Annotated in this window: 21 protein-coding genes; 20 read left to right on the forward strand and 1 reads right to left on the reverse strand. The window is 37.8% G+C overall.

Annotation, left to right across the window (positions count from 1 at the left end; genetic code table 11):
• Positions 1 to 110: 110 nt before the first annotated feature.
• From gndA to QFZ28_RS25725, 8 genes are all read left to right on the forward strand, one after another.
• Positions 111 to 1523: an NADP-dependent phosphogluconate dehydrogenase gene (gene gndA / locus QFZ28_RS25690; protein WP_307197466.1), complete on the forward strand. Its 1413-nt coding sequence runs from the start codon at positions 111 to 113 to the stop codon at positions 1521 to 1523.
• Between the two features lie 265 nt (positions 1524 to 1788).
• Positions 1789 to 2703 carry an AraC family transcriptional regulator gene (locus tag QFZ28_RS25695; RefSeq protein WP_307197467.1) on the forward strand — a complete coding sequence of 305 codons (915 nt, stop codon included), beginning with the start codon at positions 1789 to 1791 and terminating at the stop codon, positions 2701 to 2703.
• Positions 2700 to 3587 (forward strand): sugar phosphate isomerase/epimerase family protein, encoded by an 888-nt coding sequence (locus QFZ28_RS25700; protein ID WP_307197468.1) that lies wholly within the window; start codon positions 2700 to 2702, stop codon positions 3585 to 3587. The genes QFZ28_RS25695 and QFZ28_RS25700 overlap by 4 nt, the downstream gene beginning before the upstream one ends.
• 2 nt (positions 3588 to 3589) lie before the next feature.
• Positions 3590 to 4750 (forward strand): Gfo/Idh/MocA family protein, encoded by a 1161-nt coding sequence (locus QFZ28_RS25705; protein WP_307197469.1) that lies wholly within the window; start codon positions 3590 to 3592, stop codon positions 4748 to 4750.
• Between the two features lie 69 nt (positions 4751 to 4819).
• Positions 4820 to 5830: a Gfo/Idh/MocA family protein gene (locus QFZ28_RS25710; RefSeq protein WP_307197470.1), complete on the forward strand. Its 1011-nt coding sequence runs from the start codon at positions 4820 to 4822 to the stop codon at positions 5828 to 5830.
• Entirely contained in the window at positions 5827 to 6690 is an 864-nt protein-coding gene (locus tag QFZ28_RS25715; RefSeq protein WP_307197471.1) for a sugar phosphate isomerase/epimerase family protein, read from the forward strand. Before QFZ28_RS25710 ends, QFZ28_RS25715 begins: the two co-directional genes overlap by 4 nt.
• Before the next feature lie 477 nt (positions 6691 to 7167).
• Positions 7168 to 8625: an MFS transporter gene (locus tag QFZ28_RS25720; RefSeq protein WP_307197472.1), complete on the forward strand. Its 1458-nt coding sequence runs from the start codon at positions 7168 to 7170 to the stop codon at positions 8623 to 8625.
• Between the two features lie 829 nt (positions 8626 to 9454).
• Entirely contained in the window at positions 9455 to 10933 is a 1479-nt protein-coding gene (locus QFZ28_RS25725; protein ID WP_307197473.1) for an MFS transporter, read from the forward strand.
• 377 nt (positions 10934 to 11310) lie between these two features.
• Here the strand turns inward: QFZ28_RS25725 and QFZ28_RS25730 are convergent, their stop codons facing one another.
• Complete coding sequence (locus QFZ28_RS25730) at positions 11311 to 12504, reverse strand: ROK family transcriptional regulator (RefSeq protein WP_307197474.1); 1194 nt, start codon at positions 12502 to 12504, stop codon at positions 11311 to 11313.
• Between the two features lie 271 nt (positions 12505 to 12775).
• Here QFZ28_RS25730 and QFZ28_RS25735 point away from each other — a divergent pair, with 271 nt between their 5' ends.
• The 12 genes from QFZ28_RS25735 to QFZ28_RS25790 all read left to right on the forward strand — a co-directional run bounded on the left by QFZ28_RS25735 (position 12776) and on the right by QFZ28_RS25790 (position 25891).
• Positions 12776 to 14044, forward strand: coding sequence for a lactate racemase domain-containing protein (locus QFZ28_RS25735; RefSeq protein ID WP_307197475.1), 1269 nt, complete (start codon positions 12776 to 12778; stop codon positions 14042 to 14044).
• Between the two features lie 19 nt (positions 14045 to 14063).
• Positions 14064 to 14834, forward strand: coding sequence for an SDR family oxidoreductase (locus QFZ28_RS25740; protein WP_307197476.1), 771 nt, complete (start codon positions 14064 to 14066; stop codon positions 14832 to 14834).
• A gap of 77 nt (positions 14835 to 14911) precedes the next feature.
• Positions 14912 to 15712 (forward strand): ATP-dependent sacrificial sulfur transferase LarE, encoded by an 801-nt coding sequence (larE, locus tag QFZ28_RS25745; protein ID WP_307197763.1) that lies wholly within the window; start codon positions 14912 to 14914, stop codon positions 15710 to 15712.
• Positions 15713 to 15793: 81 nt separating this feature from the next.
• Complete coding sequence (locus QFZ28_RS25750; protein ID WP_307197477.1) at positions 15794 to 17266, forward strand: gluconokinase; 1473 nt, start codon at positions 15794 to 15796, stop codon at positions 17264 to 17266.
• Positions 17267 to 17745: 479 nt separating this feature from the next.
• Complete coding sequence (gene larB, locus QFZ28_RS25755; RefSeq protein ID WP_307197478.1) at positions 17746 to 18516, forward strand: nickel pincer cofactor biosynthesis protein LarB; 771 nt, start codon at positions 17746 to 17748, stop codon at positions 18514 to 18516.
• Positions 18497 to 19549, forward strand: a complete 1053-nt coding sequence (larC, locus tag QFZ28_RS25760) for a LarC family nickel insertion protein (RefSeq protein WP_307197479.1) — start codon at positions 18497 to 18499, stop codon at positions 19547 to 19549. The genes larB and larC (QFZ28_RS25760) overlap by 20 nt, the downstream gene beginning before the upstream one ends.
• Before the next feature lie 16 nt (positions 19550 to 19565).
• Entirely contained in the window at positions 19566 to 20033 is a 468-nt protein-coding gene (gene larC / locus QFZ28_RS25765; RefSeq protein WP_307197480.1) for a nickel insertion protein, read from the forward strand.
• A gap of 283 nt (positions 20034 to 20316) precedes the next feature.
• Positions 20317 to 20814, forward strand: coding sequence for a TRAP transporter small permease (locus tag QFZ28_RS25770; protein WP_307197481.1), 498 nt, complete (start codon positions 20317 to 20319; stop codon positions 20812 to 20814).
• Positions 20815 to 22110 (forward strand): TRAP transporter large permease, encoded by a 1296-nt coding sequence (locus QFZ28_RS25775; protein ID WP_307197482.1) that lies wholly within the window; start codon positions 20815 to 20817, stop codon positions 22108 to 22110.
• A 50-nt stretch (positions 22111 to 22160) separates the two neighbouring features.
• Positions 22161 to 23189: a TRAP transporter substrate-binding protein gene (locus tag QFZ28_RS25780; protein ID WP_307197483.1), complete on the forward strand. Its 1029-nt coding sequence runs from the start codon at positions 22161 to 22163 to the stop codon at positions 23187 to 23189.
• Positions 23190 to 23294: 105 nt separating this feature from the next.
• The gene (locus QFZ28_RS25785; protein WP_307197484.1) at positions 23295 to 25124 is read left to right on the forward strand and encodes a sensor histidine kinase; all 1830 of its coding nucleotides are present in this window, start codon (positions 23295 to 23297) and stop codon (positions 25122 to 25124) included.
• Entirely contained in the window at positions 25121 to 25891 is a 771-nt protein-coding gene (locus tag QFZ28_RS25790) for a response regulator transcription factor (protein WP_307197485.1), read from the forward strand. Before QFZ28_RS25785 ends, QFZ28_RS25790 begins: the two co-directional genes overlap by 4 nt.
• The last annotated feature ends 173 nt before the right edge of the window (positions 25892 to 26064 follow it).

Raw genomic sequence — 26064 nt, forward strand, 5'->3', positions numbered from 1 at the left:
CGTTATTATGGATGTTATGAGTGAAGGAAGAGCAAGAGTGCAATTCCAGACTTCAACTACAAAGATAAGTTAAAAATACTTTAACTAAATCAAGAGAAAGAGGGATAAAAATGTCTAAACAACAAATTGGTGTCGTTGGTTTGGCAGTAATGGGTAAAAACCTAGCTTTAAATATTGAAAGCCGTGGTTATTCTGTCGCTGTATTCAACCGTTCTTATGACAAAACAGAAGAGTTTCTAAAGAATGAAGCAGAAGGAAAGAACTTTGTAGGCGCACGTACTGTTGAAGAATTTGTTAATTCTTTAGAAAAGCCTCGTAAAATTTTATTAATGGTTAAAGCAGGTACTGCAACAGATGCAACGATCGACTCTTTAAAGCCATTTCTTGAAGAAGGCGATATCTTAATCGACGGTGGAAATACATTCTTCCAAGATACAATCAGACGTAATAAGGAACTTGAAACGGCAGGTTTCCATTTCATTGGTACAGGTGTTTCTGGTGGAGAGGAAGGCGCATTAAAAGGTCCTTCTATCATGCCTGGCGGTAAGGAAGAAGCTTATAATCTTGTAAGACCAATATTAGAAGCTATTTCTGCAAAAGTGGAAGGTGACCCTTGCTGTACATACATTGGTCCAAACGGTGCCGGTCACTATGTGAAAATGGTTCATAACGGAATCGAATATGGAGATATGCAGTTAATCTGTGAAGCTTACTTTATTTTGAAAAACGTTCTTGGTTTAAATGCTCAGGAGCTTCATGAAGTCTTTGCTGAATGGAACAAAGGCGAACTAGACAGCTATTTAATTGAAATCACTGCAGACATCTTTACAAAAGTGGACGAAGAAACAGGTAAGCCGATGGTTGACTTGATTTTAGATACTGCTGGTCAAAAGGGTACAGGAAAATGGACAAGCCAAAATGCACTTGACCTAGGCGTTCCGCTTCCAATTATCACTGAATCTGTATTTGCCCGCTTTATTTCAGCAATGAAGGATGAGCGTATCAAGGCAAGCAAGGTTCTTAGCGGACCGGAAGTTAAGGGCTTTGAAGGTAATAAAGAAGAATTAATCGAAGCAGTACGTAAAGCTTTGTATATGAGTAAAATTGTTTCTTATGCACAAGGTTTTGCACAAATGCGAGCTGCGTCTGAAGAGTACGATTGGAATCTTCGTTACGGCGATATCGCGATGATTTTCCGCGGCGGATGTATCATTCGTGCACAATTCTTACAAAAAATTAAAGACGCTTATGATCGTGATCCAGAATTAAGAAACCTATTATTAGATCCTTACTTTAAGGAAATTGTTGAGAACTATCAGCAGCCATTACGTCAAGTTCTTGCTGTAGCGATTGAACGTGGAATTCCAGTGCCGTCATTTGCAAGTGCCATTGCTTATTATGACAGCTACCGTACTGAAACTCTTCCAGCCAACCTGCTTCAAGCACAACGCGACTATTTTGGAGCACATACGTATCAACGTGTTGATAAAGAAGGAGTATTCCACACCAATTGGATGGAGTAATCGCTTCGTAAAAAGGTATTAAAGAACTGCCTGTAAAAGGAGACAAAAACTAGCCCTAAACGCTGTAATTGTCTCCTTTTTTATTTGTCTGAAAGTCATAATAAAAAAGCAATATCAGTCAAATAATAACTTTTATTGAGCAGTTTTAGAGAATGTTTTTTGATTCTATCTGCAATATAATATAAACATGTTCAGTTAACAAACTTTAATGTTAACGCTTACTACTAAGGGTGTGAAAGCAGTGGAAAAGTTAACAAGCTCTTCATTGAAAAAAAGAATAATGGATGAGTGGATATACGGTTTCTACCGAGTTCAAGGTGTTGACTTTTACAACTTTAATTTTCATTCACATCAAGAATATGAGATTTATTTTTTTCACTCGGGTGATTGTAAGTATTTAATTAACAATCGGATTTACGAGTTGCAGCCTGGTGATATCATCCTCTTAGACGGTATGACGTTGCATAAAGCCAATCCTGGGACAGACAGTACGTATACAAGAAGTATGCTTCATTTTTCACCTTTATGGCTGCAGGAATCATTAAATGGGCTGGGGATCCCTAATCTGTTAGACCCGTTTAAAAAACTTCATAATTGCTTTCTTCGTACAGGCTACGATGAATTTGGACAATTTGTGGATGGCAGGATAAAGGAAATAGCCAGCTCGCTTACTCATATAGATGAAGAAGTACAGCGGACAGGTAAAAAAAATCAGTTTTTGGAAGCAGAAATAAAACTTGAGTTGATTCAGTTATTGATGGGGATCTACAAAATAAGTCAAAAAGAATTGGCTCAAGTGACGGGTAAAAGGTCAGAAAAGGAGCTTCATGCCGAGTCCATTGCCTCTTGGATTAATGATCATTATGCTGAAAAAGTCAGTTTAGACAGAATTGCAGAAGAGTTAAGTTTGAGTAAGTATTATGCTTCACATATTTTTAAGGAAGTTACTGGCTTTACGGTGATGGAATATGTGATGGCTTGCCGGCTAAATCAGGTGAAGTATTTATTGGAAATGGAGCCCGATCAATCACTTACGGATGTGGCCCGCTCAACAGGCTTTGAAAGCGTTGCACATTTCAGTCGCTTTTTTAAAGAGAAGGTAGGTACCACCCCTTCACAATATCGTAAAACGAAGCTCAATAGCCATATTCCTAGGAATAAGGAGGAGAAGAATAAATGAATCAAGATTTATTGATTTCTGGATTTTCAGATGAAATCTCATCTGATTTTGATACCCAGCTTGAGGTTGTCTCAAATTTAGGGATGAAATATATTTCGTTAAGGGGCATTGATGGGAAGAATATTGGTGATTTTACTGTCGATGAAATCAAAGAAACAGTGCAGCCAAGACTGCAAAAAGCAGGAATTGGTGTTTCTTCCATCGGTTCGCCAATTGGTAAAGTCTTTATCAATGATGAAGAAGGTTTTGCAAAGCAAAAGCTTATGTTGGACACGCTTTGTCAAATCAGCAACCTGCTTGATTGCAAGTATATGCGAATTTTCAGCTTCTATATTCCTAAGGGTGAGGATGCAGATCAATATCGCAGCCAAGTTGTTAGCAAGTTAAAGGAATTTGCTGCAATTGCAGAAAAATACAATGTGATTTTGCTGCATGAAAATGAAAAGGATATCTTTGGTGATATCGCTAGACGTTGTCATGAGATTTTGACAGAAGTTGGTTCTCCATACTTTAAAGGAATTTTTGACTTCGCAAATTTCGTACAGTGCGGTGAGGATACACAGGAGTGTTACGATCTCTTAAGAGATGAGATTGTTTATATACACATAAAGGATGCTGTAACATCAGATAGTCAAAACGTTGTCTGTGGAACTGGCGAAGGAAAAATACCGGAATTGTTAGCTCAATTTATTAAGAGCGGCTACAAAGGATTTTTAACTCTTGAGCCACATCTCGTTCTCTTTGATTCTCTAAAGGATTTAGAACTTGAGGATGCGACCGAGATCATTAAGGACAACAAAGGGCTGGATGGTGCCGGCGGTTACAAGCTTCAATATGAAGCACTTTTAGACATTCTTAAAAAAATTGAAAGTGAGGGAATTTAATTATGGCAGATGTAAGATTAGGGATTATTGGATTAGGTGCAGAAGGTGGTATGTACGCTAATTTCATCGCTGAAGGCAAGGTAAAAAACATGGTGATTGGTGCAATCTGTGATAATGATCCTGCTAAAAAACAAGTAGCAGAAGAGAAGTATCCTGGTGTTCCTTTCTACGATAATTATATCGATATGCTTGAAAGTGGTGATGTTGATGCAGTTGTTACAACTGTTCCGCATTATCTACATCCTGAAATGGGAATCGAATCACTAAAAAGAAACATTCATGCATTAGTGGAAAAACCAGCTGGTGTTTATACAAAACAAGTACAAGAGCTAAACGACTTTGCAGCATCTAAGCCTGAACTTAAGTTTGCAATCTTCTTTAACCAGCGTACAAATCCACTTTATAAAAAAGTTAAAGAACTTATTGATAATGGTGAGATTGGCAGCATTCGCAGTACCAATTGGATTATTACTACATGGTGGAGACCTCAAGGGTATTACAATCAAAGTGAATGGAGAGCAACTTGGGGCGGAGAAGGCGGCGGTGTCCTTGTAAACCAAGCACCACACCAAATTGACTTGCTTCAATGGATATGCGGCATGCCGAAAAAGGTTTATGCAAAAGTAAACTATGGCTATCAAAGAAATATTGTGGTGGAAGACGATGTAACAGCAGTATTTGACTATGGGAATGGTGCTACTGGTGTATTTGTAACGAAGACACACGATGTAATGGGGACTGACCGTTTAGAGATCCATGGTGATAAAGGAAAAATCGTTGTAGATGATAGTAAGAAAGTTACCATCAAGCGCCTGAAACAATCTGAGAAGGAAATGAGCGATTCCATGGATATGTCAGATGTTATGAAGCTGTTTATGGGCGGCGGTGCAGGTGATATTTTCACTGAAGAAGTACTTGACTTTGGTAATGTTTGGGGCGAACAACACATTGCTGTATTAGAAGACTTTGCTTCAGCTATCGTAGAAGGTACACCATTATTAGCACCAGGCAGCGACGGTATTAATGGTGTTAGACTTGCAAATGCTATGCACTTGTCAAGCTGGTTAGGCAAGGAAATTGAAGTACCATTTGATGAAGATTTATTCCTAGAAGAATTAAATAAACGTATTGCAGAAGAAGGTAAATATCCAGTTAGAAAATAATCAACCACACGAAAGGAACTCATCGCTGATGCAGCTTTGAGTTCCTTTAAAAAGTAAGGGGAGAAGCAAATGCTTAAAGTTGCAGTAATTGGGCTGGGGACGATTTCACATATCCATATTCCAGCGATAAAAGCAAACCCAAATGCTGAGTTGGTGGCTGTTTGTGATAATGACAAATCCTTATCAAATTCAGTACCAGGAGCAAACTTTTACAGTAACTATGAAGTAATGCTAGAAAAAGAAGAATTAGATTGTGTTCATATTTGTCTGCCCCATTATCTGCACTACCCTGTTACGACAGCTTGTGTAGAAAAAGGTGTTCATGTTTTTCTAGAAAAACCATTGGGCCTGAACGCAGAAGAAGGGCTTGCTCTAGTGAAATTAGAGGAAGACCACAAGGACATTAAAATCGGTGTATGTCTGCAAAATCGGAACAACGAATCCTTTGAAAAACTCCAAGAGATTATCCGTTCTGGTGAATATGGTCCTATTAGAGGGGTTAAGGGGCTAGTAGCATGGTTTCGGCCAAAAGATTACTATGACATCCAGCCGTGGCGCGGGCAATGGAAATATGCCGGTGGTGGGGTGATGATCAATCAAGCGCTCCATACGTTAGACCTCATGCAGTTGGTTGGCGGTGAAATTGAATCGATTAGAGGTTCAGTTGATCAACTATTGGATTATAACATCGAAGTAGAAGATACGGCTTCCGCACGTATCCAGTTTAAAAATGGTGCTAAGGGATTATTCTTCGCTACGAATGCAAATGCAGATAATTCTAGTGTTGAACTCGAGGTTCTTTTTGAAAAAGAAAGGTTCATCATCAAAGATAGCATCCTGATAAGAGTGAATGAAGCAGGGGAAAAAGAAGAATTGATGGAGGATGCCAAGCTGCCAGGTTCAAAACACTATTACGGAGCTAGTCATGCAAAAACAATCAATCAATTTTATTCCGCGATTATTGAGAATACACAAGATTATATTCATGCAAAAGACGCACTTGCATCAATTGCGATTATTGATGCAATTCACCTGTCCTCAGAGAAAAAACAATCAATAAAAATGGAGGTATTTCAATGAAAAAGGGAAAAATCGGCGTTCAGATGATGATGCTTAAAGGCAAAGTCGAAGAACTTGGTGCCTATGAAACAATGAGAAAGATTAGTGAACTTGGATATCATGCTGTAGAAGTATCTCAAATCCCTATGACAGCTGAAAACGTAGCAGAACTAAAAAGAGCGAGTACAGATTTTGGTATTAAGATTGCGGCTATGTCTGCTGCTGTAGAGCCAATGCTGCCTGGGATGCCGGGTGAGACATTGACAAGTGACTTTGAAAAAATCGTAAACGATTGCAAGACCCTTGATTGTAATTATTTACGAATTGGCATGATGCCGTTAATGGCTATGGGGAATAAAGATACTATTATGGAATTTATTAGTAAGGCAGAAGAAATGGCTCACAGATTAGCTGAGCATGGAATTGAATTGTATTACCATACACACCACTTGGAATTCCAAAAATTTGACGGTGAATATTTATTGGATATTATTAAAAACAACACGACAAAACTTGGTTTTGAATTAGATGTTCACTGGATTCAAAGAGCAGGCGTAAATCCTGTGGAATTTGTTAAAGGATATGCCGGCCGTATTTCACTCTTACACTTGAAGGATTATCGAATTGGACAAATGGATTTAAGTGATGTTGACTTCCAGAAAGATATGGCTAAATTCTTTGACAGATTCACAAATACGATTGAATTTGCAGAACTTGGTGAAGGAAACCTTGATCTCAAATCAATCATAGAAGCTGGACTTGAGAGTGGAGTACAGTATTTCTTAGTAGAACAAGACAATACCTATGGACGTGACCCATTTGAGTGCCTGGAAGTTTCTGCAAACCATTTAAGAAAACTAGGATTCGCTGACTGGTTTTAATATATTGAAATAAATAAAATGCAAAAGGCAGTGGATTTTCACTGCCTTTTGTATTGGGAAAAACTAGTAGAGGTATCGCTTGGATTTAGAAAAAAAGTTATTCTAAACAACAATTTTTTAGAAAATTAAAAACCTATTGACTATTGATAATAGAGATGATATCTTTAATTTAATAGTTAGTTTATTAAACTAATTAAAAAACGGAATAATAGTTTATAGCCATTTATATTTTTTTATATGAGAATGAAAAGGTTTTCAGGGGAAGGAGTGGCTAGTAATAGAAGGTATTGGGAGTTATCCCAAAATGCTCTAGATAAATTAGTAAAAAAGGCATTGCATATGTAAGCGGATTCAATTATTATAAGAGTGTGGAATTAATTAGTTCATTAAACAAATTAAAGGGTAAAATTTCCACAGGGGAATGATTAAACATTAAATTTAATGAAAGCGGTTAAACGCTTAGGGGAGGAAACTAGCATGGCAACATCGGGCGTAAATAATCAGCAATACAATAAAGCAAAACTTTGGGAAATTGGTTTCTTCGCTTTAAATAACACGGCAACAAATCTATACATGTTTATTTTGGCTTTTGTGTCCTACTACGCAGCAGGAGTTGCGGGTATTGCAGTAGTTGTGGTAAGTACCATCTTAATGAGTATGAGAATTTGGGACGGAGTTACGGATCCAATCATTGGTTTCTTGGTTGATAAAACAGAAGGTAAGTTCGGAAAGTTCCGACCGTATATGGTGATTGGTAATATTATCTTAGCCGCTACTATTCTAGTATTATATAATGTTACACACTTATTACCGGAATCTTTCAGACTGCTATTCTTTATCGCAATCTATGCCATTCATATTATCGGATATACATGTCAAACTTCCGTTACAAAGGCAGCACAAACTGTCTTAACAAATGACCCTAAACAGCGTCCTTTATTCGCAATATTTGATGGAATTTACAACACATTGCTTTTCACTGGCGGACAAGTTTATGTAGCATCTTATTTGATTAAAAAACATGGCGACTTTAATATGGGCTTATTTACTGAACTAAACACTCTAGCTCTTATTCTTTCAGGTGTATTTACCGTATTAGCTGTAATTGGTATCTCAAGCAAAGACAAAAAAGAGTTTTTTGGATTGGCAGAGGATACAGTTAAAACTAAGTTCAGTGATTTCTGGCCACTTCTAAAAGGTAATAAAGCGTTACTAAAGCTAATTTTTGCTGTAACAGTTGACAAATTAGCATTCTCACTTCTGCGCCATTCAGTAGTAATGGTTATGTTGTTCGGAATCTTAATTGGCGATTATGCGTTGAGCGGTACAGTATCGATGATTACTATTGTTCCAACCTTATTGATTACATTCTGGGCAGTGGCAAAAGCAAGAAAAACTGGTATGAAAAAAGCTTTCCTTTTCTCAACTTGGATTGCATTAGGTAGTTTCGTCGCATTAATTGCAATGTTTACGCTAATTGATGGTTCAAGCATCTCCATGTCTAACCTTGGAGTCACAACAATCTTATTCTTTGTTTTATACACAATGGCAATGGGCTTTGGGGGCGTTCCATCAACACTTGTTAACCCAATGATTGCGGATGTATCCGATTATGAAACAGATAAATCAGGAAGATATGTACCAGGTATGATTGGAACATTGTTCTCTTTCATTGATAAATTAATCACATCTTTAGCACCAGCCATTGTTGGTTTTGCAGTAGCCTTAATCGGGTTTAAAGATGCATTCCCAACAGTTACAGATATGTTAACACCAGGATTAAAACTAGTAACGATTATTTTAGCATTTGTTATTCCAGCTGTTGCATTGATTATTTCAGGTCTAACGATGTCTCGCTATGAACTTGATGATAAGAAAATGGCAGAAATACAAGAAAGTATAAATGCGAAGAAATCAAAGAGTAAAGTTGCATAATTTGATAACGATTTCTTTGAAGATTATGTAAACGTTTAATAATTTAAATTATTCATAGTTAAATCCCCTTTGTTAGTAGCAATACTAAATCCAAAGGGGATTATTTTCATAAAAAAACCAATCCACATTTTATTTTTGTGAATTGGTTTTAATTTGTTTTATCAACTGAAAACAATATGAGTAAAAAAATTAGAATTATATAGCAGGATTAGAGAATGATTATTGTATCTTGGTGCAATATAATGACAGTATGTAAGCTGATGAAAGAAATAGCCAGGCTCACTATCAGATATTGACAATGAAATGCAGCGAAACGGTACCATTTCTTAGTAGAGCAGGATGAATTGTATAGACGCGATCATTTGATTGTCTAAGAGACTCTGCTAATCACTTAAGAGAACTAGGATACGCTGTATGGTTTTAATATAGTAAAAAAATAAAAACCAGAAATACTGTAGGCTTTCTCCGTCTTTTTTGTATCGGTGAAATTTGGTACATTTATAGCCTTTTTAGGTATTTTCTTACGAAAAAAAGTATTCTATCAACGAAATCTTTAGAAAATTAAAAATATATTGACTAAAGATAGCAGAGATGATATTCTTAGTTTAATAATTAGTTCATTAAACTAATTAAAAAACAGAATAGTATTTTTCTAGCAATTATATTTTTTTATTCGATAATGAAAGGGGTTTCATGGAAGGGAGTGGCAAGTAAAAGGGGATCATTTTTAGATGAAATAAGATTGTTGCTATAAACAGGGGATAATTGGCCAGAGAGTTTTTTTAATATTAGGAATAATGAAAGCGGTTAACTACAAGGGGGCGAAATCATGTCAAATGTAAAAGTGGAAAAAGGGGATCAGTATAACACAGCAAAATTATGGCAAATAGGTTTGTTTACTTTAAATAATACCTCATCAAATCTCCATTTATTTGTATTAGGTTTTGTTACTTATTATGCAACTGGGATAGCTGGACTAGCAGTTATGGTGGTAAGTTCGCTATTAATGGCGGCACGGTTATTCGATGGTATCATCGATCCGGCGATTGGCTATATCATCGATAAAACAGAGGGGAAATTTGGTAAGTTTACGCCGTTAATTGTTTTAGGTAATATCATTTCAGCAGGTACAATCCTAATAATCTATAATGTAACGCATCATTTACCAGAGTCTGCACAATTTCTTTTCTTTACTGCAATGTTAATTGTGAATAAGATTGGATATTCATTGCAAACAAGTGTTACGAAGGCTGCGCAAACGGTTTTAACAAATAATCCAAAGCAGCGTCCATTATATGCAATTTTTGACGGAGTCTATAATGCTGCACTTTTCACTGGCGGACAAATTTGGGTTTCGGCTGTTCTAGTTGCAAAGCATGGCGGGTTTAATCTTGGTTTGTTTACGGAATTAAACGGCTATGGCCTATTTCTATCAGCAGTATTTGCGGCACTAGCAATCGTAGGTATTTGGTCAAAAGATAAGAAAGAATACTATGGATTAGCAGAAGAAGGAACACAAACTACTCTTCGTGAATATTGGGGCGTTATTAAAGGAAACAAACAATTACAATTGCTTTCACTTTCGGCGTCTTTTGATAAACTAGCAACGAGTATCGGTCGATATTCTGTAGTCGGAGTTATGTTGTTTGGTATTTTGCTAGGAGATTACGCATTAAGCGGAAAAATTGGTCTTATTACACTAGTACCAACATTATTGATTACTTTCTTAGTAGTTGGAATTGCAAGAAAGACAGGTTTAAAGAAATCCTATGTTACTTCAGCGTGGATCGGAATGCTTTCTTACGCGGCGTTAGTTGCTCTATTCTTATTAATTGATCCTGCATCGGTTTCACTATCTAATATTGGAATTACTACTATATTATTCTTAGCCTTATATTCATTAGCAATTGGATTTGCTAGTATTCCAACAACGCTTGTTGTTCCTATGATTGCCGATGTTTCGGACTATGAAACACATAAATCAGGTCGTTATGTACCAGGTATGATGGGCACGATTTTCTCATTCATTGATCAACTCGTTTCTTCGTTAGCTCCAACAATAGTAGGTGTAGTGGTTGGTTTCATTGGTTACAAAGAAAAATTCCCTGAGGTTGGGGAAGCGTTAACAACACCATTGTTTGTTGTAACCTTACTACTGGCATTCGGTTTACCGGCACTATGTTTGGCAGTTTCCATTACCGCAATGAAATTCTACAAACTAGATCATAAAGAAATGGAAAAAATTCAATCAGGTATTGCCGAAATTAAGGCAAAAGGAAAAAATGACGATATTGCAGTAATATCATAAGTGAATTCATTTAGCCCTGGCATATTGCTAGGGTTTTTTTGCATAAAAAAACCAATTCACATTTTATTTACGTGAATTGGTTACGATTGGTTCGTGTGTATCGAATGGTAAGTAATCTGCGTTCTTCTCAAACTTCTCAATTAACGTTAATAAGATTTTTTTCATGTGTTTAACCCCCAGTGATTTGATACTCTTATTATCTAGGATTTGGGGATTTTTCACAATATTGCTGAAAACGGAAACAAAGGCAATGAAAACGAGAACAATCTCGAAGAAAGCGAGTATCACCACTTGTTTTCTTACCTTTTCTTCGTTTTCCTTGCTTTTTCATTGATTTACATATTTAGAAAGCATTTACAAGAAAAACATCCCTCAAGTTACTGAGAGATAAACTCTTTTTGCATTTTGGATTCATCAATTGCTAAACATAACTCGTTAATTTCTAAAAAGTTCTTAATACCTAAGGCACAAGCACCCATACTACAAGCATTTTTACCAAATTCTGAAATCTGTAGTTTTCGATATTGTCCGACAGTAGAGGTTAGATGTGCTTTAATTTCATCTAATGCATTTGGATACAATCTGAGCAATTCACTATTAATCACTAAAATCTCTGGGTTATAGAGGTTGATAATATTGTTAAGTCCATATGATAAAAATTTAATATAATCTTTCATTAATTTAGACGTAACAGGATCTTGCTCCAACAACCAATGCTGAATCTCATCATAGGTGACATTTTCTTTATGATGATTTTTTGACAATTGCTTCATAAAGCTTGATTCCGAAGCATATTGTTCCCAACAGCCTAGATTTCCACATCCGCAGGGAAGACCATCAGGGACAATAATCATGTGGCCAATCTCACCAGCATAGCCATCGCACCCTTTTAATAATTTACTATTCACCATGATTCCAAGCCCGATTCCTGAATACAAACTAACAGATAATAGGTTTTCGCTTTGATAATGTTTATAGACGATTTCAGCAAATGAACAAAGGTTAGCGTTATTTTCTATATAGATGTTGATACCGGTTTCATTTTGAAGGTCAGCCTTCATATTTTTATTATGCCAACGATGGTAAGGGACGAAATATATACTTTCATCGTTATTAACGATACCGTGAATACCAATTACAACTCCAATGAGCCCATAGGGTGCATGAGTACATCTTTGTTTATAGTGATTAATTTGTTCCGCTAACAATTCTATGATTTGATTGTAATCAGAAGCTGCTATTTCAATAGAACGGGAGTCCAGCGGTGAACCACTTAAATCTGATAAGGTGAAGGTTATCACTCTTTTATCTAGGTCAATTCCTAAAGAGTACCCCGCATGATGGTTAATCGATAACATAATAGGTCTTCGTCCTAGATTTTTATGTTCTTGCTGAGTTTCTATAATTAACTCTTCTGCTAGTAACTCTGCCGCCTGTACAGAAATTGTAGCTTTGTTTAAGCCGGTAATCTTCGCTAAGTCGGCTCGTGATATCATGCCATGTTCAATTATTTTACTAATAATTAATGATCGATTTATCTTTTTAATATATGAAGCATCTCCCGTGATCAAATAATCACTTCCTTTTTGAATTTCTAGTAAAAAGATAAAAATTTTTAAGTAAGCAGGGCTGCATATTCATTGACGTGAACAATCCATAATGATATTATACAGGTAATTAGTTTGTTTGGTAAACAAATTAAATTGATCTTCATAATATTTTTTACATACGTGAGTTTGAAAGGGATTACAAGCGCCATATTCAAACTTGATTTGGTTTATTTCCATACATGGAATATAATTCCCTGTGGAATACTTAGTTTATAAAAGGAGTGAGAATTGTATGGGCATTCTTCAAGACTTATTGAAAGACATACCAGTACCTAAAATGGCAAAAGTCAAAGTAAAGTTTGACGATAGTAAGATTGATGAGTTAGAGCCAATTTTAATGGAAAAATTACAGCAAGAGCATATAAAAGCAAAAATCCAGCCTGGAATGGAAATTGCTGTGGCAGTTGGAAGCCGGGGCCTTGACCGCCTTGTAGAATTAACGGCAGTAACAGTGAAATTTTTAAAAGATTTAGGAGCAAAACCGTTTATCGTACCGAGCATGGGGAGTCATGGCGGTGCAACGGCGGAAGGGCAGCGCGAGGTTCTAGCTCATCTTGGTGTAACAGAAGAGAGTGCAGGCTGTGAAATTCGTTCCTCCATGGAAGTAGTGAAAATTGGCGAACTTCCAAATGGACTTCCTGTTTATATTGATAAATATGCTTCAGAGGCAGATGGCATGGTCGTCATCAATCGTGTAAAGCCACATACGGCTTTTAGGGGTCCGGTTGAAAGCGGCATTATGAAAATGATTAGTATTGGGTTAGGGAAGCAGCGGGGTGCCGAGGCTTGTCACCAATTAGGCTTTAAGTATATGGCTGAAAACGTACCTGCAATGGCAAAAATGATTATGGAGAAAAAACCATTTCTTTTTGGTGTGGCAACAATTGAAAATGCTTTTGATAAAGTGGCTGTGGTGGATGTCCTTTCTCCTCAGGAAATTATCGAAAGAGAAGCAGACCTGCAGGCTAAGGCGAAAGAATTATTACCTAAGCTTTTCTTTGAACAATTAGAGGTTCTTGTCATTGATCAAATTGGTAAAAACATCTCTGGTGATGGGATGGATCCGAATATTACAGGCCGATATCCAACTCCATATGCACACGGCGGACCGGATGTTAACAAAATGGTTGTTCTCGGATTAACTCCACAAACAGAGGGAAATGCCAATGGTGTTGGAACAGCTGATTTTACAACAAAGCGTTTAGTTGACCGAATGGATTTGGAGGTAACCTATGCAAACGGGTTAACTTCAACGGTTGTAGCACCAACCAAAATTGCTACTACATTGCCAAATGACCGTGAAGCGATACAAGCGGCTGTGAAAACGAGTAATATCTTAGATTTTACAAAAGTAAAAATGGTTCGTATTAAAAATACGTTAGAGTTGAGTGAAATTGAAGTATCAGAAGCTTTAGTGGAACACGTGAAACAACATCCAAACATGGAGCTGATTTCAGAACTTTATGATTTGCCTTTTGATGATAAAGGAAATTTATTTTAAAACTAGGGAGAGTTGAAACATGACAAATTTATTCGATTTAACGGGTAAAACCGCGGTAGCAATTGGAGGTAATGGTGTATTAGGTTCAGCAATGGCAAAAGGCTTGGCTGAGCACGGTGCTAAAGTTGCAATCGTTGGCCGTAACTTAGAAACTGCTGAACAAGTTGTGAAGGAAATCGTTGAAAATGGCGGGGAAGCAAAAGCATTCTCAGCAGATGTAAGCTCGAAGGAATCATTAGTACAAGTTGCAAATGATATTGAGCAATGGTCCGGCGGCTGGGATATTCTTTTGAATGCACCAGGAACTAACAGCCCAACACCGTTTTTTGATTTAGACATGGACGAGTACGATAAAATTATGGATATTAACTTAAAAGGAATCGTCATGACTTGCCAAATCTTTGCGAAACGCATGATTGAGCAAGAAAGAAAAGGAAGTATTATTAATATTTCATCTGTTTCTTCTACAACACCATTATCAAGAGTATTTACTTATTCTGTTTCAAAAGCTGGACTTAATAGCGTAACTCAATTCTTAGCTCGTGAATTTGCGACTAGCGGAATCCGTGTAAATGCCATTATTCCAGGATTCTTCCCTGCGGAACAAAACCGTAAGATTTTAGACAAAGAGAGAATTGAATCCATCATGGGTCATACGCCAATGAAACGTTTTGGAGAAGCAGAAGAACTTCAAGGTGCTACCGTTTTCCTTGCGTCTGATAAAGCTTCTAGTTTTGTTACAGGTGCATTAATTCGTGTAGACGGCGGATTTGGAGCAATGACAATCTAATTCTTGGACATAAGGTGAATGTCCAATTAATATGTTAAATAGTGGATTATTCAGAACGTACGTGGGGAGATGAGACCTTGCTAACAGAGAAATATAATAAATTACAGTCTATTCTCCGTGACATGGAATCAGTCGTTGTAGCATTCTCAGGTGGTGTAGATAGTACATTTTTGCTAAAGGCAGCTGTTGACACATTAGGGGAAGAACATGTCTTAGCCGTCACAGCAGACTCGGAAACCTACCCTTCAAGTGAGCTTGAAGAGGCTAGGGAACTTGCAAAAAAAATTGGCGTTAAGCACCAGGTCATTGAAACATCTGAACTAGCCATTCCTGGTTATGCAGAGAATAACAAAAACCGTTGTTACTTTTGTAAAAGCAGTTTATTCGATCATTTAATTCCAGTAATGGAAGAAAAGGGATTTCATAATGTGATTTATGGGGTTATTGCCGATGATATGAATGAACACCGGCCAGGAATGCAGGCGGCTAAGGAGAAGGGTATTCGAGGTCCTTTACTAGAGGCAAATTTGTTTAAACAAGAAATTAGAGAGCTTTCACAGCAGTTTGATTTGCCTACATGGGATAAACCATCCTTTGCCTGTTTATCTTCAAGGATTGCGTACGGTGAATACATTACAAAAGAAAAGCTGACAAAGGTTGAGCGGGCTGAAAGCTTTTTAAAAGGTCTACGTATTCGCCAGGTGAGAGTTCGGACTCATGATGAAATCGCTAGAATTGAAGTAGAACCAACTGATATGAAAATCGTTCTAGAAAATCATGATTCCATTGTTCGTGAACTCCAAGAGTATGGATATAAATATATAACTTTAGATTTACTTGGATATCAGAGCGGCAGTATGAACAAGGTGTTATCCTAATAACAGAAGAAGGCTTTGGAGATTTCCAAAGCCTTTTCTAACATAATTACAACATGTAAGTTGAAAAGGAAGATGAAACGTATGTCAAGAGAGTTCGTAATGGGACTAGATATCGGAACGACCAGCGTAAAAGCGTGTATATTTGATATCAAAGGAAAACTAATCGCGGAAACTGAGAAAATGAACAGCTTCCATTATCCAGAGCCAGGCTGGTCTGAACAAGACCCAATTGAAATTGAACGATCTGCGGTGCTGGCAATTAAGGAAGCCATTGAAATAGCTGAGATTAATAAAGATGAATTAATTGCTCTTGGTTTTTCAGCTGCCATGCATTCCCTTTTATGTGTGAATGAACAGGGCAGTCCGATTTCTCCTGGGCTTATTTGGGCAGATGGAAGAAGCTATGCTCAGGCAGAAGCAGTAAAAGGGACGATTGGGAGCAGCGTTTATTCAAAAACAGGCACGCCAATACATCCTATGACTCCATTCAGTAAGCTTTTGTGGATGAAAGAAACAAACTATCAGCCTTATAAAGATGCAGCGTATTTTATGTCCATAAAGGAATATTTATTACAATGCTGGTTTGATCAAAGGGTGATTGATTACTCAATGGCTTCTGCTACGGGTTTATTTAATCCGTCTGTGCTGGATTGGGAGCCTGAATTATTAGAGATGACCGGGATAACTAGGGAGCAGCTTTCTGAGATCGTGCCGCCTACTAACGTGTTGTCCGGTATTAAAAGAGAAATTGCTGATGAGATGGGAATTAACCCAGAAATGCCATTTGTAATGGGGGCAGCTGACGGGCAATTGGCCAACCTGGGGATTGGCGCAATTTTACCTGGAGAAGTGGCGGTATCCGTTGGGACAAGCGGCGCGATAAGGCAAATTAATAAAGGGGTAAAAATTGATGAAAATCAGGAAACCTTTTGTTATTCCTTTACGGCCGATTCAACCATCGTAGGCGGTCCCACAAACAATGGCGGCATCGTCTTACAATGGTTAAAAGATCTTTTGAATGACCAAAGGGACTTTTCTGAGTTCTTAGGGGATGCTGAAAAGGTAGCTCCTGGAGCTGAGGGTATTCTGTTTCTGCCTTATTTAAATGGGGAAAGAGCACCGATTTGGAATCAAAAGGCTAAAGGTAATTTTTATGGAGTTTCGATTACCCATAAAAAAGAACATTTTATCCGCGCTGTCCTTGAAGGGATTACGTTTAATCTCTATCAAATCGGCAAAGCGCTGGAAAGGTTGGCAGGCGAGCCAGAAAAAATCTACGTTAACGGCGGGTTGGCGAGATCACCACTATGGCTGCAAATGATGGCTGACATCTTTGAAGCGGAGATTTACGTATCCGAAAGCCATCACAGTGCTGCATGGGGAGCAGCCTGGACCGCTCTTGTTGGAATTGGCAAAGTAGATTCATTTGAAGATATCAAAAAGAATATCCCGATGGGTGTTCCAGTCCTGCCTAATAAGGAAAACAGTAAAGTGTATAAGGCGCTTTATGAAAATTATGAGAAGCTTGCTAGGGATATGGTGAAGTATTTCTAAATGAGCGTTACTGATATAAACTTTTAAGGGCAAATGTCGTATCTCGAGCTAGAGATTAGTCCTTAATAAGGGTTATTGAGGACAAATCTCGTTTTGTGGGACTGGAGATTAGTCCTTAATGAGGGGTCTTGAGGACAAATCGCGTTTTGTGGGACTGGAGATTAGTCCTTAATGAGGGGTATTGAGGACAAATCTCGTTATGAGGGACTGAGATTAGTCCTTAATACAGTGTCTTAAGAACAAATCTCGTTGCAGACCCAAACGATTTGTCTTTCATATAGGCGATGAAGGACAAATCTCGTTGCAGACCCAAACGATTTGTCTTTTATCAAGGCAATGAAGGACAAATCTCATCGAGGAACCAAACGATTTGTCTTTCATCAAGGCAATGAAGGACAAATCTCATCAAGGAACCAAAAGATTTGTCCTTCACCAAGGCTTATGCTTAGAATCACACTACAGTAAAAGGGGGGAATCATGTGCTTGAGGATATTTTAAAACAAGTTCAAAAAGGAACCCTCAGTATTATGGAAGCAAAAGATCAATTGGCAACGTTTGAGAATTTGGGATTTGCAAAGGTTGACCACCATCGGAAGAAACGACAGGGTTTTCCAGAAGTGGTCTATGGAGAAGGGAAAACGGCAGAACAAATTATCTCCATCACCACAGCATTAAGGGCTAGGAACAATCAAGTAATGGTAACAAGGATTTCAGAAGAGAAGGCAGCAGTCGTGCAACAAGCTTGCCCTGAATTTACTTATAATGAAGTAGCTCGGATTCTTTATTGGAAAGCCGAAAAGAACCCAAAAGTAAACACTCAAGGTTATATTGCCGTTGTTGCTGCAGGAACGTCTGATTTACGGGTCGCAGAAGAAGCGGCGGTTACTGCAGAAATAATGGGAAGTACCGTCCATCGGATTTATGACGTCGGTGTAGCGGGAATCCATCGTCTGTTAAGTCATGCAGAAGAAATTCAAAAGGCAACAGTCTCTGTCGTGGTCGCCGGAATGGAAGGGGCACTGCCGAGCGTGGTAGGAGGACTTGTTTCACATCCTGTAATTGCCGTTCCCACAAGTGTCGGATATGGGGCTAACTTTAATGGATTATCGGCTTTATTGACGATGCTGAATTCATGTGCTTCGGGAATTAGTGTTGTTAATATTGATAATGGTTTTGGCGGAGGGTATAACGCCGTATTAATTCATCAACTTGCACAAAAAGGGGAAAGAAATGAAGACACTTTACTTTGATTGTTTTTCAGGAGTTAGCGGAGATATGGTGATTGGAGCACTAATAGACGCTGGTGCTGACCCTGAAAAATTAGTAGAAGAATTAAAAAAGCTAAATATTGAAGATGAATATGAATTAACATGGAAAAAGGTCGTTAAGAACGGAATTACAAGTACAAAGTTTGATGTGGTACTAAAAAACCAACATAACCATCATCATCATCATGGTCACGAGCATACACATAGCCACGAACACACTCATGACCATGGACATACACATAGCCACGATCACGCTCATGACGAAGGACATACACATAGCCACGATCACGCTCATGACGAAGGACATACACATAGCCATGACCACGCTCATGAACATGTCCATACTCATAGCCATGATCATGCTCATGACCATGGACATACACATGACCATGTTCACACACATGATCATGCGCATACCCATAGTCATGACCACCATCACGAGCATGAACACGTACATACGCATGAACATACCCATCAGCATGACCATGATCACCACCACCATCATGACCATCGATCATATAAAGATATTGTACAATTAATTGAAGAAGCTGATTTTTCGCAGCAAGTGAAAGATATTTCCTTCAGGATATTTAAAAAAATCGCTGAAGCAGAAGGGCATATTCATGGTGTTCCTTTAGAGAAGGTACATTTCCATGAAGTTGGTGCTGTAGATTCCATTATTGATATAATTGGGGCTGCCATCCTGATTGAACAATTAGAAATATCGGTAATTAAATCATCGCCCATTCCTGTTGGCACTGGGAAAATTCGAATCGACCATGGAATCTATCCAGTACCAGCACCAGCAACACTCGAAATTTTAAAAGGAATCCCGATTGAACATTCAGAGGTGAGATTTGAACTTACGACACCAACTGGAGCCGCGATTGTCGCTGTTCTGGCCGAGGAATTCTGCGCCATTCCTTCCATGAAGGTCAGCTCCATTGGTTATGGTGCCGGAACAAAAACGTTTAAAGATCATCCTAATGTCGTTCGAGTCATCATTGGCGAGTAGGAGAGGAGTAAACTAGATGAGTTCTCACCCTCCTAATTATGAACACCTCGATGATCAAATGATAAAAATTGAAGTAAACCTGGACAATACTCCTGGAGAATGGCTGGGTTATGTCATGGATTTGCTTTTTGAAGCCGGGGCTAATGATGTTTTTTATACCCCGATTTATATGAAAAAAAACCGGCCGGGAATCTTACTTCAACTGCTTTGTTCTGTTGAAAAGGTAAATCAAATGAAGGAAATACTCTTTAAAGAAACAACCACACTGGGTGTGCGTTATTATCCTTTAACGGTTCACCGGTTAGAAAGAGTATTCAAAAAAGTAGAAACTCAGTGGGGACCCGTCACTGTAAAAGAAGGGCTGCTAAATGGAACAGTGGTACAACGGGCACCGGAATATGAGGATTGTAAGAACCTCGCCCAACTCCACGACATTCCTTTAAAAAAGATATATGAACAGGTATGGAAGGAAATTGATACCTAAAACAAAAGGCTGTCCCAAAAATTTGGGCCAGCCTTTTGTTTTATTTAGAAAAACTCCCCCTCTCCGACCATATTGACGCTACTAAAAGTCAATGTTAGACTAAATGTAAATAGTTAGTTTATCAAACAAACAAAAAACCAAACACAAATGTAAGGGCTTTCGAATTATTTTAAACCTAAAAAAATCACAAATTTATCTAAAAAAACAATATTTTAAATAACCCTCCCGATTCGTAAAATGTTAAGTAAGAAGTAAACGTTTTCAAAGAGAAGGGGGGATTCACTTGGATTATATTAAAAAGGTGTTTAAAGTTATCGACTCTATTTTCGAAAAATTCACTTTACTATTTTTAGTAGCGTTAATTTTTGTTGTAACCACACAGGTCATGACAAGGAAATTATTTAATTTTGTATTCTTTTGGTCCGAAGAAATCACACTGTTACTGCTTGCTTGGTTCGCCTTTATGGCCATTGCGATTGGGTTTAGGGAGTATATCCATTTAGGTATTGATTCGTTTACCAACCTATTTCCTAAATCTTTTAATAAGGTCTTAGATAAAATCATTAGTGCTTCTATTTTTGCTTTTGGTTTTTACCTAGTAGTCCAGGGATGGGAGTTTACATTGTTGACGGCGGAATCGACTCTTCCAGCAACAAAACTTCCTAGTAGTATCACATATTTGGCAATGCCAGTCACTGGTATTATGATTTGCGGTTACTCACTCCTGCAATTCTTCAATATTAATACAACTAGACATAAAGATTTGGAGGAGGGTTTGTAAATGGACACGAACACAATCGGAATTATCATCTTACTTTCAAGCTTTGTTATTCTAGTCCTGCTTCGTTTTCCGATTGCTCTTACGCTTGTGGCATCGTCCTTGCTAACAGTAATCTACATGAAAATTCCGCTTCCGGTTATTGGACAGCAAATGATTCAAGGAATGAATTCCTTTTCTCTGCTAGCCATCCCATTTTTTATCCTGACAGGACAAATCATGAGTGAAGGGGGACTAGCGACAAGGATAGTAAATTTTGCGAGTTTACTAGTAGGAAGAATACGCGGTGGACTTGCCATGGTAAATAGTGTGGCAGCCTTGTTCTTTGGGAACATCTCAGGCTCTGCAGTAGCAGACGTATCATCTGTCGGATCTGTCATGATTCCAATGATGAAAAAGAAAGGATACGAAGCAGATTATGCAGTAGGTGTTACCATTGCTTCGGCTATCCAAGGTGTAGTAGTACCACCAAGTCATAACCTTGTCCTATACTCGCTAGCAGCCGGCGGCGTATCAATCGCCAGTCTATTTATGGCCGGTGTGGTACCTGGATTCATTATGTTAATTTCTCTTATGATTACATCTTATATTATTGCTAGAAAACGTGGATACGGGAAAGCAGATCCAGTCCCAAAATCACAAATTGGCGGTATTCTCTTACACGGTCTCTTATCGTTAAGTCCAGCCATCATTATCCTAGGTGGAATCATGAGCGGTTGGTTTACAGCTACTGAGTCAGGTGCGTTAGCATGTTTATATTCTTTTATTCTCGCATTTGTTATTTATAGAGAAGCACCTATCTCTAGTATTTGGAAAATACTCACAAGAACAATGAGAACGGTTTCGATGGTATTCTTCTTAATTGCAGCATCTGCTTCATTCGGCTGGATACTTGCCTATTTGCAAATTCCTGCAATGGTAACCGACTTGTTCTTAAGTATTTCAGATAATCCACTCATCATTTTATTAATTATCAATATCTTATTGCTGTTACTCGGTGCGCCAATGGACATGGCACCAATGATATTAATTATGACGCCAATCCTTCTTCCAGTTGTAACAAGCTTTGGTATGGATCCTGTCCATTTCGGTATCGTTCTTATCTTAAACGCCGGAATTGGCTTATTGACACCGCCGGTTGGAACCGTCTTATTTGTCGGATGTGCGATAGGAAAGGTCTCCATCCAGCAAGGTACTAAAGCCATGATGCCATTTTTCTATGCGTTACTTGTTGTTCTGTTAATTATCACCTATATTCCTGAGGTTGTAATGTGGCTGCCAAACTTGTTAGTCAAGTAACCTTGGGTAAATGGTGAAGATTATATAAAAAATAAAAAGGGGTGTAGATTTTGATTACTAAAAAGTTTACAGGTATTTTAGCCGCAACGCTATTAATGGGCTCAATCCTTGCTGCATGTGGCGGGAAAGAAACAACGAACACTAGTGGCGAGGGAGACAAGGAAAAAGAAAAACCATCCTATACGTTCCGCTTAGCTGACAATCAGCCGCCAGATTATCCAACTGTACTTGGTGACAAAAAGTTTGCTGAATTAGTAGAGGAAAGAACAGAAGGACGCATTAAAATTGAAGTATATCCATCTGCACAATTGGGCGATGAAAAATCAGTACTTGAACAGGTTCAGCTTGGAGCGATTGAGTTTACTCGTATCAATTCTAGTCCACTTGCTGAATTTAATAATCAGTTTACTCCGCTGGGACTTCCTTATGTGTTTGAGAGTGAAGATCATCTTTGGAACTTCTTAAATGGAGACATGGGAACAAAATTACTAGACGGACTTGAGCAATCTAAGATGAAAGGTCTTGCCTATTACGATTCAGGATCCCGCAGTTTCTACTCGACTAAACCGCTTAAAGGTGTTGAGGATCTAAAAGGTCAAAAGATTCGTGTACAACAAAGTAAAATCAATATTGATTTCATGGCTGCATTAGGAGCAAGTGCTACTCCAATGCCTTATGGAGAAGTATTCAGTGCCCTTCAAACTGGAATCATTGACGGAGCAGAAAACAACCTGCCAAGTTTAGATTCATCTAACCATTATCAAGAAGCTAAAAACTTGATTCTTGATCATCATCAACGTATACCTGAAGTTCTTTTAATTAGTAAAGTAGCTTGGGATAAGCTTGACGCCGAAGACCAAAAGATTATTAAACAAGCAGCGCTTGATTCTGTTGAAACGCAAAGAGCAGAGTGGGATAAATACGAAGAGCGTTCTGAAAAGAAATTAAAAGATGCAGGTGTTACATTCACTGAAGTCAAAGATCTTAAACCTTGGACAGATGCTGTAAAGTCTATGAATGCTGAATATGCAAAAGAGTTTAAAGAAGTAATGGATGCGATTGAGGAAGCTCGCCCTTAATCTGTACGAACAAAAATGCCTGGCTGATAAGTTCACCACTTACCGGCTGGGTCTTTTCTATTTTGATTGTAGTAAGGATTAGATAAATCATTAGGAAGTGGAAGAATGCAGCAGCATGGGGGAAAAATAACAGAATTTATTAAAAAGTATATTCTCTTAAAGAATCAATCATTAATGATGAAGCTTTGCATTTTTTCTAGCTTTCTCGTTATTCTGCCTGTTCTTTCAGTTGGGATTATCTCCTATAATCGATCGTCAGCTGAATTGGAAAACGAACTCCGGCAATATAGCGGTCAAATAATAGGTCAGGTAGAATCACATATTGAATATTATTTTCAAGAATTTGAGATTACAAGTTTAAAAATTATTAACTCTCCGGAATTATCCAGCTTATTTAAACATGAAAAAAGTGATGATATAGTCGCAGCAGCTAGAAACACACTTAAGTATGCCGCGTATTCTCGCGCAGATATATCTAATATCACTGTTTTAGTGGATGACGATATTGTCATCGATACCCTTGGGGTCAATAATTTCTATCCTTCTACTAAAATAAAAGATGAATATTGGTATTCATCCGTTCCAATGAACGGAATGCCGATGTTGGTAACTAGAACCCTAAAGTTAAGAAATAAAGAACAGCCGGTTATTTCTCTTGTTAGGAGATTATATAACCCTGATACCCTTCGTCCAGTGGGAATGCTCGTTATTGATATTAATTTTAGAAGAATTGAGGAGATCTCAAACAAAGTAACGATTAGTAAAAACGGTTATTTTTTTATTTTGGATTCAAAAGGGCATTATGTATATCATCCTGATTATTCAAAGCTTGGAAAAAAAGTAGAGTTTAGCCAGCTTGCACAACTCCAAAATAACGAAAGCAAGACACAAATCTTACAGAACGAGAGGGAGGATTTTGTCACTTATACGTATTCCTCAAATATAGGCTGGAGTTTTTTTACCGCCGTACCATATAAGGATTTAACGGGAGGAATTATTCAAATCGGAAGAACGATTGTTCTGACCATAATCATCTCGTTAATCATTGCCTACAGTATAGGATTTGGCTTTGCAACAAGTCTCATCCGCCCGATTCGGCGCTTGAAGAGGTTTATGAAGGAAGTTGAAATTGGAAATCTTAACGGCCGGGTCCCAGTGGAATCAAACGATGAAATTGGACAGTTATCTGCTGGATTCAATCATACGGTTGAAAAACTATCAGATTTACTTGAAGAAGTATATGTCTCCAAATTAAGAGAAACAGAGATGTCACTCAAACAGAAAGAGATTGAAATAAAAATGCTTCAATCTCAAATGAACCCTCATTTTTTATATAATTCCCTTGAGACGATTAGAGGGATGGCATTAGAAGAAGGTCAAGAAAATATTGCAATCATGTCCATTTCCCTTGCAAAGCTGCTTCGATATAATCTTAAAAATGATTCTTCCACCGTTAGCCTGGGAGAAGAAATTAGGTTTTGCAGGACATATCTTCAGATTCAGAAGTTTCGTTTCGAAGACAGATTTGAGTATGAGTTGGATATTCCTGAATGGGCAATGGAGCTTCAGGTCGTGAAATTCTCTCTTCAACCAATAGTTGAGAATTGCTTTGTTCACGCCTACGGTCGAAGCCTTCAAAAGCTTAGAATTACTATATCAGCACTTTCCCTTTCTGAATCTTCATTTATGATTCGAATAGAAGATACAGGCGCAGGAATACCGAACCACATTTTAGAAGAACTTACTAGAAAGCTTGAACAGAAAACGACAAACTCAGATGGTAAACATATCGGATTATTAAATGTCCAACAAAGGATCCATTATGTGTTTGGCGAAGGTTTCGGACTAAGTGTTAGAAGTCAGTTGGGAGCAGGCACAGTGGTCGAGATGGAGCTGCCAATGAGGGAAAATATAGAGGAAAGGGAGATTGGATGAAAAAGATCTTGTTAGTTGACGATGAGAGATGGGTACGTACCGCTCTTAAGTGGACGATAAATAAATTGAATCTTCCCTTGCAGGTTATCCATGAATGCCAAAATGGACTAGAAGCACTGGATTGGATAAAGATGAACGAAGTGGACCTAATCTTAACGGATATCCGAATGCCGGTAATGGACGGTCTATCTTTGGTTAAGGAACTTAGTACGTTAAACGAGTCGTATGAAGTGATTGTCATCTCTGTCCATGATGAGTTTCAGTTTGTTCAGCAAGCAATAAGAAGTGGTGTCACGGATTACCTTCTTAAACCAATCGAGGAGAATGAAATAAAGGCTTGTCTTGAAAAATGGCTAAATAAAAAAAGTAACGAAGATAATACGAGTAAGCAGATGTTGGCTGAGAAAGATACTCTTCCTTTATCGACAATTGATCGAATCTTGGATTATATAGAGAAAACACCTTTAGATCAAATCACTTTAAAAGAAGCAGCAGAGAGTATTCATATCAATCCTAGTTACCTTAGCCAATTGTTCAAACAACAGCTTAATAAAAAGTTTGTTGATTATATTACGGAACTACGAATTGAAGAAAGTAAGCGATTATTGCAAAATACAACCTTAAGAATGTCTGAGATTGCCGAAAGAGTGGGATATTCTGACTTAGCTTACTTTAGTAACAATTTTAAGAAGATAGTAGGAAGTTCCCCATCTGAGTATCGGAATCTCAACAGCAAAACCAGCGATGGTCATTTAACTAAAAGATAAGGTCGAGTCAGAATGTATATTTCTGATTCTTTTTTTATAAGTAGGTAGAAAGTCATAGGTATTACTAACTAAAAATTCAAAATATTAAAATATCACAAAAATACCTAAAAAAACTCGCTATTTGGAAGGCTATTTTGAATTATATCATTATATATAGATACGCTAACTTAGTT

The sequence above is a fragment of the Neobacillus niacini genome, assembly GCF_030817695.1.
Classification (GTDB): domain Bacteria; phylum Bacillota; class Bacilli; order Bacillales; family Cytobacillaceae; genus Neobacillus; species Neobacillus niacini_F.